Annotated in this window: 20 protein-coding genes; 8 read left to right on the top strand and 12 right to left on the bottom strand. The window is 65.6% G+C overall.

Translation table 11 applies throughout. The annotated features are described in order from the left end of the window. Window positions 1-41: 41 nt before the first annotated feature. Window positions 42-335 carry a hypothetical protein gene (locus tag HFP57_RS13500; protein ID WP_176870277.1) on the top strand — a complete coding sequence of 98 codons (294 nt, stop codon included), beginning with the start codon at window positions 42-44 and terminating at the stop codon, window positions 333-335. A 283-nt stretch (window positions 336-618) separates the two neighbouring features. On the opposite strand, the gene HFP57_RS13495 is transcribed toward HFP57_RS13500, so the two are convergent. The 6 genes from HFP57_RS13495 to HFP57_RS13470 all read right to left on the bottom strand — a co-directional run bounded on the left by HFP57_RS13495 (window position 619) and on the right by HFP57_RS13470 (window position 5,198). After that, a complete protein-coding gene (locus tag HFP57_RS13495; protein ID WP_176870276.1) occupies window positions 619-1,830 on the bottom strand; it encodes a cupin domain-containing protein in 1,212 nt (403 codons plus the stop codon). A 165-nt stretch (window positions 1,831-1,995) separates the two neighbouring features. Then, complete coding sequence (locus tag HFP57_RS13490; protein ID WP_176870275.1) at window positions 1,996-2,667, bottom strand: hypothetical protein; 672 nt, start codon at window positions 2,665-2,667, stop codon at window positions 1,996-1,998. Between the two features lie 157 nt (window positions 2,668-2,824). Then, window positions 2,825-3,145: a hypothetical protein gene (locus tag HFP57_RS13485; protein ID WP_176870274.1), complete on the bottom strand. Its 321-nt coding sequence runs from the start codon at window positions 3,143-3,145 to the stop codon at window positions 2,825-2,827. 85 nt (window positions 3,146-3,230) lie between these two features. Next, window positions 3,231-3,599 carry a hypothetical protein gene (locus tag HFP57_RS13480; RefSeq protein ID WP_176870273.1) on the bottom strand — a complete coding sequence of 123 codons (369 nt, stop codon included), beginning with the start codon at window positions 3,597-3,599 and terminating at the stop codon, window positions 3,231-3,233. Window positions 3,600-3,694: 95 nt separating this feature from the next. Further along, window positions 3,695-4,462, bottom strand: coding sequence for a twin-arginine translocation signal domain-containing protein (locus HFP57_RS13475; RefSeq protein ID WP_176870272.1), 768 nt, complete (start codon window positions 4,460-4,462; stop codon window positions 3,695-3,697). Between the two features lie 190 nt (window positions 4,463-4,652). Beyond that, the gene (locus HFP57_RS13470) at window positions 4,653-5,198 is read right to left on the bottom strand and encodes a rhodanese-like domain-containing protein (RefSeq protein WP_176870271.1); all 546 of its coding nucleotides are present in this window, start codon (window positions 5,196-5,198) and stop codon (window positions 4,653-4,655) included. Between the two features lie 99 nt (window positions 5,199-5,297). Between HFP57_RS13470 and HFP57_RS13465 the strand changes: the two genes are divergently transcribed. The 4 genes from HFP57_RS13465 (at window position 5,298) to HFP57_RS13450 (ending at window position 8,040) form a co-directional block, all read left to right on the top strand. Continuing rightward, on the top strand, window positions 5,298-5,741 hold the full coding sequence (locus tag HFP57_RS13465) for a cupin domain-containing protein (protein ID WP_176870270.1): 444 nt from the start codon (window positions 5,298-5,300) through the stop codon (window positions 5,739-5,741). 718 nt (window positions 5,742-6,459) lie between these two features. Next, a complete protein-coding gene (locus tag HFP57_RS13460) occupies window positions 6,460-6,612 on the top strand; it encodes a DUF2256 domain-containing protein (RefSeq protein WP_176870269.1) in 153 nt (50 codons plus the stop codon). Further along, complete coding sequence (locus HFP57_RS13455) at window positions 6,605-7,036, top strand: DUF3429 domain-containing protein (RefSeq protein WP_176870268.1); 432 nt, start codon at window positions 6,605-6,607, stop codon at window positions 7,034-7,036. Before HFP57_RS13460 ends, HFP57_RS13455 begins: the two co-directional genes overlap by 8 nt. Next, the gene (locus HFP57_RS13450; protein WP_176870267.1) at window positions 7,033-8,040 is read left to right on the top strand and encodes an NAD(P)/FAD-dependent oxidoreductase; all 1,008 of its coding nucleotides are present in this window, start codon (window positions 7,033-7,035) and stop codon (window positions 8,038-8,040) included. Before HFP57_RS13455 ends, HFP57_RS13450 begins: the two co-directional genes overlap by 4 nt. Window positions 8,041-8,084: 44 nt before the next feature. Here HFP57_RS13450 and HFP57_RS13445 read toward each other — a convergent pair whose 3' ends face one another. The 3 genes from HFP57_RS13445 to HFP57_RS13435 are packed head-to-tail and all read right to left on the bottom strand — an operon-like array spanning window position 8,085 to window position 9,637. Then, complete coding sequence (locus HFP57_RS13445; protein ID WP_246263163.1) at window positions 8,085-8,573, bottom strand: GFA family protein; 489 nt, start codon at window positions 8,571-8,573, stop codon at window positions 8,085-8,087. Next, window positions 8,570-9,154, bottom strand: a complete 585-nt coding sequence (locus HFP57_RS13440; RefSeq protein WP_176870266.1) for a YybH family protein — start codon at window positions 9,152-9,154, stop codon at window positions 8,570-8,572. Before HFP57_RS13440 ends, HFP57_RS13445 begins: the two co-directional genes overlap by 4 nt. A 54-nt stretch (window positions 9,155-9,208) precedes the next feature. Further along, window positions 9,209-9,637: a CHRD domain-containing protein gene (locus HFP57_RS13435; protein ID WP_176870265.1), complete on the bottom strand. Its 429-nt coding sequence runs from the start codon at window positions 9,635-9,637 to the stop codon at window positions 9,209-9,211. A gap of 184 nt (window positions 9,638-9,821) precedes the next feature. Here HFP57_RS13435 and HFP57_RS13430 point away from each other — a divergent pair, with 184 nt between their 5' ends. Beyond that, window positions 9,822-10,679 (top strand): SAM-dependent methyltransferase, encoded by an 858-nt coding sequence (locus HFP57_RS13430; RefSeq protein ID WP_176870264.1) that lies wholly within the window; start codon window positions 9,822-9,824, stop codon window positions 10,677-10,679. A 349-nt stretch (window positions 10,680-11,028) separates the two neighbouring features. Here HFP57_RS13430 and HFP57_RS13425 read toward each other — a convergent pair whose 3' ends face one another. From HFP57_RS13425 to HFP57_RS13415, 3 genes are all read right to left on the bottom strand, one after another. Then, window positions 11,029-11,235 carry a cold-shock protein gene (locus tag HFP57_RS13425; RefSeq protein WP_116236196.1) on the bottom strand — a complete coding sequence of 69 codons (207 nt, stop codon included), beginning with the start codon at window positions 11,233-11,235 and terminating at the stop codon, window positions 11,029-11,031. Between the two features lie 221 nt (window positions 11,236-11,456). Beyond that, entirely contained in the window at window positions 11,457-11,720 is a 264-nt protein-coding gene (locus HFP57_RS13420; RefSeq protein WP_176870263.1) for a hypothetical protein, read from the bottom strand. 336 nt (window positions 11,721-12,056) lie between these two features. Then, window positions 12,057-12,962: a hypothetical protein gene (locus HFP57_RS13415; protein WP_176870262.1), complete on the bottom strand. Its 906-nt coding sequence runs from the start codon at window positions 12,960-12,962 to the stop codon at window positions 12,057-12,059. Between the two features lie 485 nt (window positions 12,963-13,447). On the opposite strand from HFP57_RS13415, the gene HFP57_RS13410 reads away from it, so the two are divergent. Both HFP57_RS13410 and HFP57_RS13405 read left to right on the top strand, forming a co-directional pair. Continuing rightward, window positions 13,448-13,903 carry a hypothetical protein gene (locus tag HFP57_RS13410; protein ID WP_176870261.1) on the top strand — a complete coding sequence of 152 codons (456 nt, stop codon included), beginning with the start codon at window positions 13,448-13,450 and terminating at the stop codon, window positions 13,901-13,903. Between the two features lie 2 nt (window positions 13,904-13,905). Then, window positions 13,906-14,283, top strand: coding sequence for a hypothetical protein (locus HFP57_RS13405; protein ID WP_176870260.1), 378 nt, complete (start codon window positions 13,906-13,908; stop codon window positions 14,281-14,283).

Genomic DNA, 14,283 nt, shown 5'->3' with positions numbered 1-14,283 from the left:
GAGAGGTGTTCGAATTGGCGATAAGCCATTGGAGACCGATCATGAAAGCTTCCATCCTTCTTTCCGTCCCGCTGCTCGCGCTCGGCGCGCCCGCCCTGGCCGATACCGTTTCGCAGGAGCGGTTCGAGCATAACGGCATCACCTATGTCTACGAGACCGAAGAGCGCGGCGACCAGCGCATCCTGACCGGGCGGCACTATCCGACCGGCGCTCGTTTCCGGCTCGTCGTGCGCGACGGGCGCGTGACCGGCCGGATGAACGGCACGACCGTCAATTTCCGGCTCTCGGAGATCGACGAAGCCCGCGCCGAGGAGATCCGGCTCGCGTCGCGTTAGTTTTGGTCAGGCTCTTTGTTTGTCAGACCTTCGCTGACGCTCAGGCGCCGCACCGGCCCTCTCCCCCTCCCGACCTCCCACAGGGTATACTCAACGGGAGGTCGGGAGGGGGAGAGGGCCGGTGCGGCGAACTTCCGATAGGAAGTTTCTGACAAAAAATTTGCGGCGATTTTCCGTCAGGAAAATTCTGACCAAAGAATCCCGGTGCCGCGCTCGACCGACAGGTCGAGTCTGACAAATAAATTCTGATGCGGGGAAAACCTGCCAGAAAGTCTCCAAAAACCTAAACCGGCCGCACCAATCCCCGCGACAGCAGCCGCCGGACCAGATCGATCGCGTCCGCTTCCTCGATCTCGGGAAGATCGGCGCGGGTGAAGGGTTCGCCGTCCATCGCCCGGTCGAACGCCTTGCGCTTCGCGCCGATAAATTCGCTCGATCCGCCGCGCGTGACGACCGCGAACTCGCCGCTCTCCTCGTCCTCGATCAGGCGGTAGAGGCCGTTCTCGCTGGCCTGGTAGCCTTGGTCCTCGGGGACCGGGCTGGAGGCGTAGCGGACGATGCCCGCCATCTCCGGGGTCCGCGATTTCACATAATCCTCGGCGATGATGTCGAGCGGCTCGTCGAGCTCGGCCTTTTCCGCCAGCTCGGCGACGAATGCGCGGAACTGCTCGCGCGCCGGACCGCGATCGAAATCGCGATTGGCATAGCCGGGCGGCAGGGCGCGCCTCAGACCGTCCGTCTCAAGCGCCGCCTTGGAAATCGCCTCGAGCACGACATCCGCCCAGGTCTTGGTGACGAGGCCGAGCGTGATGTGGAGCGAAGCTTCCTCATCATGCGCATCGGCGTCGTGCATCATGCCGCGCGGGATATAGACGGTGTCGCCGGCCTTGAGGACGAATTCCTCCTGCGGATCGCCGACATCGTGCTTGCCGGGCTCGAACCCCTCGCCGCGAAACGGCTTGCCGACGGGTTCATCGTAGAGCCGCCAGCTCTTGGCGCCCGATACCTGCATCACGAACACGTCGTGATTGTCGTAATGGGTGCGGAAACCCGTCGCGCCCGGGGGGGTCAGGTAGATATTGGTCTGCACCGAGGCGCTGAACACCGGCTCGAGCGCACGGACGAAATCGCCGAGCGGCTTGTGATAGCTGTGCAGGTGCGGCGCGATGATCGTCGCCTTGTCCTGATAGAGCCGCAGCAGCGCGCTGCGATCGATCTGGTTGTTCTCGAGCGTGAAGGCGTCGCGGCGGATCTGCGGATCGGCGCGGGTCGCATCGATCTGGCCGTCGAACAGCTGGTTGTCGGCGATGAAGGCGTCGAGCACGTCGACCGAGACGAGATCGGCGAAACGGCCGGGCTCGCCGCGCTCGATCAGGTGGAAATTCTCCTCGAAGGTCTCGGTGAAGAATGTGCTCGGATCGACCGGGCCGAGGACGCGGTGGAGCGCATCCATGGATTCCTGCGGAAGACCGGTGGTCGGGTCATATTTGTGCATGATGTCTCTCGAAAAACGCGGACCGGCCGCACCCTTATTCTGTCACGCCATTTCTGGCCATGGCGCGTCCGTTGCACATTGATCTGGAGCAAAAGACCAGGCGGTTTGCCGCAAGGCATCCATGGGATGGAACTTGGCGAAAAGACGTGGCGGCTGGGGACCGTCTCAGTTGCCGCCGCGGCCCTGGCCGACCGGATCGGCGCTGGAGCCCATATCGCTGTCCGTGAAACCCCGGGTACTCCCCGGGCCGCCGCGTCCGCCGTTGATCGGGTCGGCGCTCGCGCCGGTATCCCGGTCCGTAACGCCGGTGTTCGGCCTGCGGCCCTGACCGACCGGATCGGCATTGGTGCCGGTGTCGCTGTCGGTCACGCCGGTTCCGCCGCCGCTGCGATTGCCGCCGCGCCCTCGGCCCACGGGATCGGCGTTCGCGCCGGTGTCGCTGTCGGTGATGCCGCCGCTATTGCCGCCGCGGCCCTGTCCGACCGGGTCGGCATTGGCGCCTGTATCGCTGTCGGTGATGCCGCTGCCGCCATTGCTCGGTCCGCCACGGCCGTTGCCGGCCGGGTCCGCCGTCGCCCCGCTATCGGTATCGGTGAGCCCGCTCTGGACCGGGGGCTCGGCGCCCGCCGACCCCGTCTCGCCACTGCCCGCCGTACCGGATTCCGCGCCGCCCGCGGGCGGCATGTCGTCGCCCGGATCGGTTCCCGCGGTATCGCTGTCTTCGCCGCCACCGAGGCCGAGCTGGTCGCAGGCACCGGTAACGGTGGCCAGCGCGCCGAGGCCAGCGGTCGCGCCGATACGGCTGAGAAACGAACGGCGATTGAATTTCGAAGACATGGGCTTCCCCTTCCTTGTAGCTCAGACCCTGGGAAACAAGCGGGGCGGCATCCACGAAAAATGGACGCCGCCTCGGTTCACACAGTCAGATCAGCGATCCCGCCGACGATTGCCCGGCATCGATCCGGCATAGGCCGCGCCGAGGCCGGGCCGGTTGCTAGTCGCTGTCGCTGCAGGAACGGCCGCGTCCGCCCGGATCGGCCCGGCTGCCGCCATCGCTGTCGCTGCAATTCCGGCCGCGTCCGCCCGGATCGCTGCTGCTGCCGCGGCCATGGCCGGCCCGATCGGCGCTGGATCCGGTATCGCTGTCGGTCACGCCCGTCCGGCCGCGTCCGACCGGATCCGCGTTGCGGCCCGTATCGCTGTCGGTGACCTGCGCCCGGGCGGCAGTCGTACCCGTGACGATGCCGAGCGCGCCGATACCGGCCGTCGCGCCGACTCGCCGCAAGAATGAACGGCGATCCAATTTCTTAGTCATCAAATTCCCCCCTCTTCAATGGGTCGTGATAGTCATTCGGAAGTCTGAAAACCCGGCGGCGAATGACGAGACCGCCAGTCAGTACCTAACGATCGCTTCCCCGGCCGTAACCGCCGCGATCGGCGGTCGATCCGCTGTCCGCATCGGTCATTCCCGAAGGCGAGGAGCGGGCCGGCCCCCGGCCGTTGCCGCCCGGATCGGCCATCGCGCCGCCATCGGCATCGGTATAGCCCGTGCTGCCGCCGCACCGGCCGTTGCCCGCGCGGTCGGCGCTGGCGCCGCCATCGCTGTCGGTGCAGCCCGACCGGTTCGCCGGATCGGCGGACGGCCCTGTGTCGCTGTCGGTGATCTGGGCCCGCGCGGCGCCCGTGCCGGTCACGATGCCCAGCGCGCCGATGCTCGCCGTTGCGCCGACGCGTTGCAGGAAGGAGCGGCGATCCATTTTTCTACTCATCGATTGACCCTTTCACACTACACAAGAGATTTGACGTCGATACCGGCGACTGCCGCGGGACACCCGGCACGCCAATTCGGGTCTAGCAGGCGCCGTTACCGGTCGTTGCCCCGTCCATATCCGCCGCGATCGGCGTTCGAGCCGCTATCGGCATCGGTGATGCCCGTGCGATAGTTGCGGCGCGGCCCGCGGCCGTTGCCGCCCGGATCGGCCATGCTGCCGCCATCGCTATCGGTATAGCCGGACCGGCTGCCGCACCGGCGGCCCCGGCCGCCCGGATCGGCATAGGTGCCGCCATCGCTGTCCGAACAGCCCGAACGGCCCCGGCCATTACCGGCCGGATCGGCGTAGCGGCCCGTATCGCTGTCGGTAATGCCGCTGCGTCCGCCGCCGCGTCCATCACCCGCCGGATCCGCATTGCGGCCCGTATCGCTATCGGTGATGCCGCTGGTACCACGGCCATCGCCCGCCGGATCGGCGTTGCGGCCGCTATCGCTGTCGGTAATGCCCGAGCGGCCCCGGCCGTTGCCCGCCGGATCCGCATTGCGGCCGCTATCGCTGTCCGTAATCCCGGAACGCCCGCGTCCGCGGCCGACCGGATCGGCATAGCGGCCCGTGTCGCTGTCGGTGACGCCGCTCGATCCGCGCCCACGGCCGACCGGGTCGGCATAGCTGCCGGTATCGCTGTCGGTGACGCCGCTACCGCCGCGCCCGCGTCCGATCGGATCGGCGTACCGTCCGGTGTCGCTGTCGGTTACCTGAAAGGCGCGGGCGGGGCTTCCGGATACGACTCCCAACGCGCCGACGCCGGCTGCGGCACCGACGCGCCTCAAAAATGATCTGCGATCGAGCTTAGAACTCATTTGCCCCTCCCCAAACAAAATTACGCGCGCCCGGGCTCCGGATGTAACCTTCCTGCCCGAACCTGTCAAAAAACATTCTCTTAATGATAATCGCTCGCAACACGGCACCTTTCTCCTATTTGTTACGGCATCGCAACGACGTATGTGCGACCCCGTACGCTCGACCCTCGCGACCCGAAATTCTTGCCCGTCAGCTCTCCGCCCTCCGGTCGTCGGCGACCCACCGCACCCGCGGATCGGCGAGATCGACCGCCTCGCCCAGCTCGTAGACGTTGGAATAGCCATAGCCGTGCAGATTGATCATCGTCTGGATGTTGAGCGCCAGCGCGACCGCCTTGCGCACGACCGGCGCGACATCGTTGACGAAATTGTTGTTGCAATAAATGAGGATCGGCCGGTCCGCGTCCGGCCCGATTGTCTCCGCCAGGCTCCGGGCGGTGAAGTCGGGCAGCGGCAGGTTGACGGCGCCGTCGATATGGCCCAGCGCGAACGCTTCGGCGGACCGCGCGTCGAGCAGCAGCGCGCGGGGTTCGCCGGCCATTTCCTGGAACGTCTCGAGATCGAGCAGCCGGCTCGCGCGCACCTCCTGCACGGCCGCGGCCATCGCGACGAATGCCGGATAATCGATCTGCGGATTGGCGGCGGGCGCGATCGGTGCAACTGGTCCGGCGGCGTGCACCGCGACCGGCGCGGCGGCAAGCAAGAACGCGCTCAAGGCCGATAGGGACGCATGCATCGGCAATGCTCCTTTGGCATAGCGGCGCGACCCGGCTAGGGCGAATGGCGCAGTCAAGATGAGCCTGTGCTGAACGGCGGCGGGGAGGAGGAGACGGCCATGAACGAAACGGCAAAGGCGATTTGCGAAACGCTTGGCCTCGAGCGCCATCCCGAAGGCGGCTGGTATCGGGAGACATGGCGCGCGGTCAGCGAGGCGGGCGATCGGGCCGCGGGCACGGCGATCCACTTCCTGCTCGCGGCGGGCGAACGATCGCACTGGCACCGCGTCGACGCGGCCGAACTCTGGCTCTGGCATGGCGGCGATCCGCTCGCGCTCCATATCGCGGACCCGGACGCAGCCGCTCCCGAAACGGTCCGGCTCGGCGGCGACGTTACCGCCGGCGACGCGCCCCAGGCGCTCGTTCCGCCCCATCACTGGCAGGCCGCCGAACCGCTCGACGGCGCTGCCGGCTACACGCTGGTCAGCTGCGTCGTCGTTCCCGGATTCGATTTCGCCGGATTCACCCTGGCGCCGCCAGGCTGGTCGCCCGGCAATCGCTGAGTCGAACGCGGAATGCTGCGCAGCATGAGGCGCAGCAAGGATTCATTGGTCCGAATTTTATATTATGAATCATATGCTTATCGAGTTATCCCCGATATCCTCGTAATTCCATGTCGCTTTTTGCTTGGCACGACTCGGAAAGCCGTGACACCTTTCATCTGTCGACAGGGAAAGCGACGGAAGGCAACGACCGAAGCGAGAACTGGAGACCGCGGAACCGGAAAGACTGCAGACCGCGAGCGAAGCAGTGTGGAAGGGAAAGCGGGGTGTTTGGAAGATTTACCGCACCGTCATCGTGCAAGCGAAGACAAGGCGGATAGATTGGAAAACCACCTAGGACAGCGGAGATGTTCTCGAATATCGAAACTGTCTGCCGTGCCTGAGCACGGAGCGGAGAGCCCTCGGGCAATCCAAACTGGCGCTCGGCGCAGTGGGGGCTGATCTTCGGATCAGCCCCCATTTTCTTTTGGGCGCCTGTATCTTTCGAACTTGCATCGCTCGGACATGTATCCCTCCGCGTCATCCCAGCGAAGGCTGGGATCTCAGGCCGATAGGCAGCAAGAGATTCCGGCCTTCGCTGGGATGACGCCTGTGGTTTTCGGACTCCATATCCGATCGGGATAACCACCATTCTCTTTGTGGCGGCTTAATCGGCTCCGCCCCGGCCATCCTACCTCCAAACTTCCCCCAGCTTCGGCAACGCGCTAGGGACCCGCGCGTGAAGAAGGGCGATCTCGACAGCAAGATATGCGCGACCTGCGGCCGGCCGTTCGCCTGGCGCAAGAAATGGCGCGCGGTCTGGCCCGAGGTGAAATATTGTTCGGATCGCTGCCGCCGAAACCGCACCAGCCGGGCGGCGGGCCATGGCTGATCGCAGCGCGACCCTCGCCTATGCCGGCGCGCTGCCATTCGTCGCCGGCGCGGCGCTGGCCGTAACCGGCGTCGATCCGGCCTCGGGCCTCGGTCCCGCGCCGCTGATCGTCGCCGCCTGGGCGCTGACCATCGTCTCGTTCATGGCAGGCGTGCATTGGGGACAGTATCTGGCGGCCGGCGAGGAGATCGGCATCAACCTGTTCCTGACCAGCAATGCGATCGCGATTACCGGCTGGCTGGCCTTTCTGCTGCTGCCCGTCTCGCGCGCGCTCCTCGTCTTCGCGGCGCTGTTCGCAATCCTGCTGCTGATCGACCGGCGGTTGCGCAAGGCCGATCATATCGCGCCCGGCTATTGGCGGACGCGGGTCGGCGTGACCGCGATCGTGATCGTCTCGCTGCTCGTGACGGCGGCATTCGCATGACCCGGATCGCGATCGCCGGGGCCGGGCTCGCCGGCCTCGCCCTCGCCCGGGCGCTGGCGGACCGGGCCGAGATCACGCTGTTCGAAAAGGCGCGCGGCGTCGGCGGGCGCATGGCGACCCGCTATGCCGATTCCTGGCAGTTCGATCACGGCGCCCAGTTCTTCACCGCGCAGAGCGAGGCGTTCCAGGCCTTTCTCGCGCCGCTGATCGAACGCGGCACCGTCGCGCGCTGGGATGCGCGGTTCGCCGAGTTCGTCGGCGGCGAGCAGACGGCGGAGTGGCAATGGGACGGGGAGCGCCCGCATTATGTCGGTGCGCCGAAGATGAACGCGCTGGCCAAGTATCTGGCCGCGGATCTCGATGTGCGGCTCGGGACGCGCATCGCAACGGTGGAGTGGGACGGCGATGGCTGGGCGCTGAACGCCGAAGACGGCGCGCGGCTCGGCCGCTTCGACTGGTTCGTGTCGACTGCGCCGGCGCCGCAGGGCCGCGCGCTGATGCCGTCCGTTTTCGCCCATCGGGACGCGATGGGCGCGCCGGATATGCGGGCCTGTTATGCGCTGATGATGGGTTTCGAGGATCCGCTGCCCGTCGATTGGGACGCCGCGCATGTCGGCGATGCCGATATCAGCTGGATGTCGGTCAACAGCAGCAAGCCGGGCCGCGACACCGCGCCGTCGCTGCTTGTCCATTCGACCAACGCCTGGGCCGAGGCGCATCTCGAGGATGATCCCGATACGGTGACCGCGCATCTGCTCGCCGAGGCGAGCCGGATATCGGGGCACGATCTGGCCGGGGCCGCGCATATCGCGCTCCACCGCTGGCGCTATGCGAACCTGCCGCGGCAGGAGGGCTCAGAAGCGCTGCTCGATCCCGACGAACGCCTCGCGGCCTGCGGCGACTGGTGCATCCATGGCCGGGTCGAGGCGGCATTCACCAGCGCGACGGCGCTCGCCGAACGGATGCGCGCGCTGCTTCAGGATATCGGAGTATCACACCGTTAGCCCTGAGCCCTAACGGTTTCGGGGCAAGCCGATCGCGATACGCCCTAGGTTTCTCCGGTCGCGGCCGCCTTCGCCGCCGCGCGGCGCGCCAGGCTGTCCTCGGGCCAGAGATCGGCCGTCCGGTAATAGCCGGGCACCGCCGGTACGCTCTCGGGCAGGACGACCCAGGGCTGTTTGCTGCGCGTATAGATATGGATGTCGGGCGGGCAGGCGGACGGATCGTCGAGCGTGCCGGTCCGCACGAAGGCGAAGACCCGGCCCGCGCCCGCATAATGCGTCCAGAGGCCCGTATGGCAGGCCGCGCATTGCACGAGATCGATGCCGCGCCCGCTTTCGGTGGGAAGGCTCCGCTCGGTCACCGTCCCGGCGAGCAGCTCGATCCGCCGGGTTTCGATGATAGCGTTGACGGCGAAGGCGCTGCCCGTCTGGCGCTGGCACTCGGTGCAGTGGCAGCAATGGACGAACATCGGCGCGCTCGCGAGCCGGTAGCGGACGGCGCCACACGCGCAGCCGCCCGCATTTTCGGTTGTCACGACCCGTCCGCGCTGTCGTGCCCCGGCCGCATCTCGGCGGTCACGTCGGGCGCGCGATTGTCCATGTCGCGCCACAGCCGCCAGACGCCGTCCTCGCCACGCCGGAAGGTCAGCCAGCTGCGCCCCTTCGCCTCGATCGCCTCGCCCTCGGGCGGTGTGATCGTCATCCAGTAGAGCGCGATCAGGTCCGCCCGGTCGCCGTCGATCGCGAGATCCTCTTCGCGGAAATCGATCGTCGCGCGCCACCCGGCCGCATGGCTCTGCCGAAACCGCCCGACGATCGCTTCGGGCCCGTCGAGCCGCGGCGCGCCCGCCGTCATCAGGATCGCATCGGGCGTGTAGAGCGCTTCGAGCGCATCGAAGTCCCCGGCTTCGTACAACGTCTTCCACTGTTCGCCATGCGCGCGGACGGCGGCGAGATCGCGCTGATACCGGCAGGCGGCTTCATATTCGGCGCTGCCCGGATCGGGGCCGTGCCCGGCCTCGTCGATTACGCCCGGGCACTCGTCCGCCGCCTCGACGCCCTCATGATGATCCGCCTGCGCTGCCGTCGCCAGCATGCCCAGCGCCCCCAGCGCCAAGACTGCGGCTCCTGTCCTGATTGCCCCCATATCGTCTCTCCCCTTATGGCGTGTCTATCGTTCCAGCTGGCCGCGCACCGCGCCCGCCGGATAGGCGTCGTTATGGACGTTAACATAGAAGCCGGACGGATTCTCGCGCAGCTCGGTGCGCAGCGCGTTGCTGATCTCGACACAGCCATCGCTACCGCCGTCGATGCCCGGTGTCTCCAAGGTGATGACGGGCGGCCCGTTTTCGCCCGCGACACCGCGATGCACATGCGCGGCGGTCGCCGGATCGACATAGTCGACGGCCAGCGCATAGCAGAGCTCTTCGTTCATCGTGTTCCAGTCGAGCGTCGCGATTCCCGCACCGTCCGGATCGCCAGGCCCCGGTACCTCGGCCTCGCCGGTCAGATCGGCCATGTAGGATTCCTGCGCCTGTGCCGGCATGGCGAACACCGCAACCGCGAGCACGCCCAGCAGGATCGATGAGGATCGGTTCATGATCGCACTCCCAGACTGTTCGAGGCGGCCGCCCCGCGCCGCCGCCCGGATAGGCGGTCGATATAGCCCATTTCGGCGTATGACGGGAGGGGAATTCGGTGCCCCCTATGTCCGGCCTGTCCCCGGCCCGGACGCCCTGCTACCGTCGGCGACGGCCGGGCCGTCCGGCGGGCAGGAGCGGAGCATGGGCAGCTGGCAGGCAAGGGCGATCGGCCTCGGGCTCGCGGCGCTGCTCACGGCCGCGGCGCTGCTCGGCATGCGCTGCCTCTCGGTCACCAGCGCGCGCTGCTCGCTCGACACGCTGTTCAGCCCCGCCCCCGCGCTCGACGTGCCCTATGCCGAAACCCGCCCGGAGATGGTCGCCGCGATGCTGCGCATGGCGCAGGTCCGGTCCGGCGACCGCGTGATCGACCTGGGCACGGGGGACGGCCGCATCCTGATCGCCGCGGCGCGCGATTTCGGCGCTTCCGGCCTCGGCGTCGATATCGATCCGGTGCTGGTCCGCGAGGCCGAGGCCAATGCCCGTGTCGCCGGGGTCGCGGAGCGCACCGCCTTCCGCGCCGAAGACCTGTTCGAGACGCCGATTGCCGATGCCGATGTGGTGGCCATGTTCCTGCTGCCCGAAGTCAATCTGCGCCTGCGCCCGCGCATCCTGGCCGAGATGCGGCCCGGCGCGCGGGTCGTCTCCCATGCCTTCGACATGGGCGCGTGGCAGCCCGATGACGAGGTGCGGGCGGGCGGCGCCCATGCCTATCTCTGGATCGTCCCGGCACGGGTCGACGGCCGCTGGCGGCTGACCGGACCGGAGGGCGAGGCGCTGCTCGACCTCGAGCAGAGCTTCCAGTTCTTCAGCGGAACCGCCACCCTGGCCGATGGCACCGCCGCCGCGATATCGGAGGGCCGCCTCACCGGCCCCCGCATCGCCTTCCGCCTCGATGGCGGGAACGGGGCGCAGAATTACGGCGGCCGGGTCGCGGACGATGCGATGGTGGGCGATGCGATGGTGGGCGAGAGCGGGTGGCGGGCGGAGCGAGTGGAGTAAGGAGTTCGGTTTGTCGGGCTTCTTGTCTGTCAGAACCTGGCTTGCGCAAGGTCGCCGCACCGGGATTCTTTTGTCAGACCTTCGGCTTCGCCTCAGGCGCTACACCGGCCCGCTCCCCCTCCCGGCCTCCCAATGAGTATACCCTGTGGGAGGCCGGGAGGGGGAGCGGGCCGGTGCCGCGACATTGCGACAGCAATGTTCTGACAAATCAAAACCCGGTGCGGCGATTTCCCGATAGGGAAATTCTGACAGACAAATATGCCGCGCTCGACCGACAGGTCGAGTCTGACAAAAAAAAGGCGGCGGAACCGAAGCTCCGCCGCCCTTTCCGTTCGCGTCGAGGAAGCGCTTAGGCTTCTTCGAGGTTCGTCGCGGCCATCTTGCCGTTGCGGCTCTCTTCGAGCTCGTAGGAGACGCGCTGGTTTTCCTTCAGCGTGCTCATCCCCGCGGCCTGGACGGCGGTCATGTGAACGAAGGCGTCATTGCCGCCCTCTTCGGGCTCGATGAAACCATAGCCCTTCTGTTCGTTGAAAAATTTTACCTTGCCAATCGGCATAGTCTTATTCCCTTTATTAAACCCCAAACGGGGAAGTGAGCCCCGCCCGAACACCGGGCGCGGCCTGCGTCTGTATGCTGAAGTATTGAGGGAATAGAGGGCGCCGGGCGCCTTAGTCCGTCGCCACGTGCGACATCGGCAGTGCGGCCCATATAGGGGCCCCCGCGGACAAGCGCAATCGAAAGCGTGGTTAGCGCGGGGTGAAGAGGCGCGCGCCGGCGCTAATAGCTATCGGTCGCCGCATCCCCTTCGGTGTCGGTGGAGCCCTGTTCGACCGCTTCCGGCTCGACATCCTGGCCGGCGACATCGCTGTCGGTGGCCGGCGCCGCCGCTTCGCTGGGCTCGGATACGTCGCCGCCCGGATCGCTGTCGCTGACGCTCTCGCCGCCCGGCGAACAGGCGCCCGTGACCAGCGCCAGCGCGCCGATACCGGTGCCGACACCGAGCCGCGAGAGATAGGAAGTGCGCCGCAATTTCGAAGCCATGGGAATTTCCTTCATGCTGGAGAATGGATTCTCGATTTATTGATAATGACTATCAATGTCAAAGCGAATGCGGGGAAGATGAGGTGTTTGGGGGAATTTTCGTGGGTCTCGCTTTCTTTGCCAGACTCGACCTGGCGGTCGAGCGCCGCACCGGCCCTCTCCCCCTCCCGGCCTCCCATTGAGTATACCCTGTTGGGAGGCCGGGAGGGGGAGAGGGCCGGTGCGGCGACATTGCGACAGCAATGTTCTGACAAACCAAAATCTGGTGCCGCGCTCGACCGCCAGGTCGAGTCTGACAAACAAAGTTCCCATCCGGTTGACACTGGTTGACACGCGTCAGGGGTCGCCTTCCCCCTTTCCGCCGCATTCGACGCCGCCATCCGCACCATCCTCCGCCCGGTCCGCCGCCGGCTCCCCGTCCGCCCCGAACAGCCGGTCGGCGAGCCCGCTATGGTCGGCGCGCAGCCATTGCTCCTCGGTCCAGCCCTCCGCCGCCTCGGGATCGAGATCGGATATGTCGACCTCGCCGGGCGGCGTCGCCATCAGGCGCTTGTAGGCGGCGAGCGCCTCGACCGCCTCCTCCTCGCCGGCATAGCCGCGGAGCGGATCCGCATCGGCCGCGCGCCGGCCCGGCCCCGCTCCGGCTACGCCCCCCGATCCCGGCGCGGCCAGGCCCGGATAGTCGCGCACGTCCCAGTTCCAGTTGGCGCTCTCCCCGATACAGGCGAGCAGCGCGTCGCGATCCGCCGCCGCCGCCGCCGCGCCGTCCGCGCTCCCGTCCGCGCGTCCCTCTCCGGGCGGATCGATACAGTCGAGCAGCGCCTCGAATCGCAATTCGGACTGCTGCGCGGGCCGGGCGGCGAGCCGCTCGTCGTCGCAGCGCCGGTCCGCCCGGGCGAGCATATGGCGCAGCATCGCGCCGTCGGGCTTCGTGCGCTCGGCCAGCGCGCCGTCGACGACGATCTCCTCGGTCACGCCGACCGTCGCGCGCTCCATGCACAGATCGACCAGCGCATCGCGATGCCGCAACGCGGCCCCCTGCCACGCCCGCGCAAAGGCCGCGTCCCGCGCGCGCAGCGCGTAAACCGATTGCCGCGACATATCCATCTCCCGGCACACGCCGAGCACATTGCCGGTATCGGCGAGCCGCGAGAGGAAATAGCGCATCCGGGCGGGCGTCCATCCGGGATCGGCGGGCGCAGCGCGGGCGGGGAGGGTTTGGGGGTTTTCGCTGTCCGTCATCCGACAGGATAGGTCAGATGATGTCCTACATTGCAAGGGGATAAAGGTTCGGGATGATCAGAGTGATGCGCTCGGCGTCTCGGTAGCAGTAGCGGAAAGCCGTCAATCACACCAATGTTGAATCTGCTATCCATTGATAGCGTCAGGACTGAACATCTATTCAATCTTTGATACGTTTAAGTCTGCATTGCTTGCATCACAAAGACATATAACATTCAGAAAATAAACAATAATAAAGTTATGTGTATATAAACAAACTATTATGGAGCAAAAATTGAATAGATATTCACGTCTTGTTCTCTCAATAGCGAACAGATTCAACATTGGGTTTTTTACTGTCATACGCCCGCCAAGAGGAGGATTTCAGGACTAATGTGTCACAAAAACGCTCTATGCCCTTGATGTCCGGCGGCCTAGCCAGCTGGCCGGTGCTTGACGTGAAGAATGATTCTACATATATGTAGATTCCAATACGGAGAACCACGTTGGCCGAAGATAAAGAAATAGACGTTTCGATCGACGGAATTGGGCTCAAATTTACGGGAAAAGTGACTTTGCGGCAAGCCATCGAAATGTTGCGTGTAGCGTCCCTCGATCCGGATGAGGTGCCACGTGTTGCCGAATCCCAGGAGAGCGGTGGCACAGATGGAGGAGCGTTTGACCTCGCGTTAAGCGAGTTGATAAACGAGATAGACCCCAAAACGAGCGCTGAAACAATCGCGTTAATTGCCTTGTGGGTGATGGAAACAGAAGGCGAGGAGTCAATTACCCGTCAAGACGTACGTGATCGCTATCAAGAAGCGCGTTTGCCGCCGCCGGGCAATTTCCCGAGAGATTTCTCGACCGCAATTTCAAAAGGCTACTTGGCGCCCATCAAAGGTGACCGAAACAGCTTCTATGTGACTCGCACTGGGCGGAAGCTCGCTAAGCCCGAGGAATAATCATGGCTCTGAAAGATCTCGCTGCGTCTGCTTCCTCTGTCAACGAAGAGGTTATAGAACAAATCGTACAGGATTTCGTGCGCTACGATACCGACGACAAATCCATTGTTTTGACGCCGGATGCAGGTCGCCTATCGAACAGGGAAAGGATACTGGTCTACCTGGCTGCCAATGAAGGCTGGCCGTATCTAGACGAGCCAGAATACCGGGTGAAAACCGCACCAAAAGATTTGGAGCTGCCTCTGGGGATAAAGCCGGGGTCGCTGCGCCCTACTCTAAAAGTCCTCCAAAAAGAAAATTTGTTGAGAAAGGATCAGACCGACTATCGCATCGTCCCTGCCAATCTGAGCAAGATCAAGGCTGAGGTCGGAGAGGGCTAA

Origin of the sequence: Parasphingopyxis algicola (assembly GCF_013378075.1) — a bacterium.
Lineage (GTDB): Bacteria > Pseudomonadota > Alphaproteobacteria > Sphingomonadales > Sphingomonadaceae > Parasphingopyxis > Parasphingopyxis algicola.
Note: the sequence above shows the minus strand (reverse complement) of the source record. Positions and strands in the feature narration are given on the sequence as shown.

Coding starts and splice junctions, on each gene's coding strand:
- HFP57_RS13500 (WP_176870277.1), top strand. CDS start 42: ATGAAAGCTTCCATCCTTCTTTCCGTCCCGCTGCTCGCGCTCGGCGCG.
- HFP57_RS13495 (WP_176870276.1), bottom strand. CDS start 1,830: ATGCACAAATATGACCCGACCACCGGTCTTCCGCAGGAATCCATGGAT.
- HFP57_RS13490 (WP_176870275.1), bottom strand. CDS start 2,667: ATGTCTTCGAAATTCAATCGCCGTTCGTTTCTCAGCCGTATCGGCGCG.
- HFP57_RS13485 (WP_176870274.1), bottom strand. CDS start 3,145: ATGACTAAGAAATTGGATCGCCGTTCATTCTTGCGGCGAGTCGGCGCG.
- HFP57_RS13480 (WP_176870273.1), bottom strand. CDS start 3,599: ATGAGTAGAAAAATGGATCGCCGCTCCTTCCTGCAACGCGTCGGCGCA.
- HFP57_RS13475 (WP_176870272.1), bottom strand. CDS start 4,462: ATGAGTTCTAAGCTCGATCGCAGATCATTTTTGAGGCGCGTCGGTGCC.
- HFP57_RS13470 (WP_176870271.1), bottom strand. CDS start 5,198: ATGCATGCGTCCCTATCGGCCTTGAGCGCGTTCTTGCTTGCCGCCGCG.
- HFP57_RS13465 (WP_176870270.1), top strand. CDS start 5,298: ATGAACGAAACGGCAAAGGCGATTTGCGAAACGCTTGGCCTCGAGCGC.
- HFP57_RS13455 (WP_176870268.1), top strand. CDS start 6,605: ATGGCTGATCGCAGCGCGACCCTCGCCTATGCCGGCGCGCTGCCATTC.
- HFP57_RS13450 (WP_176870267.1), top strand. CDS start 7,033: ATGACCCGGATCGCGATCGCCGGGGCCGGGCTCGCCGGCCTCGCCCTC.
- HFP57_RS13435 (WP_176870265.1), bottom strand. CDS start 9,637: ATGAACCGATCCTCATCGATCCTGCTGGGCGTGCTCGCGGTTGCGGTG.
- HFP57_RS13430 (WP_176870264.1), top strand. CDS start 9,822: ATGGGCAGCTGGCAGGCAAGGGCGATCGGCCTCGGGCTCGCGGCGCTG.
- HFP57_RS13425 (WP_116236196.1), bottom strand. CDS start 11,235: ATGCCGATTGGCAAGGTAAAATTTTTCAACGAACAGAAGGGCTATGGT.
- HFP57_RS13420 (WP_176870263.1), bottom strand. CDS start 11,720: ATGGCTTCGAAATTGCGGCGCACTTCCTATCTCTCGCGGCTCGGTGTC.
- HFP57_RS13415 (WP_176870262.1), bottom strand. CDS start 12,962: ATGACGGACAGCGAAAACCCCCAAACCCTCCCCGCCCGCGCTGCGCCC.
- HFP57_RS13405 (WP_176870260.1), top strand. CDS start 13,906: ATGGCTCTGAAAGATCTCGCTGCGTCTGCTTCCTCTGTCAACGAAGAG.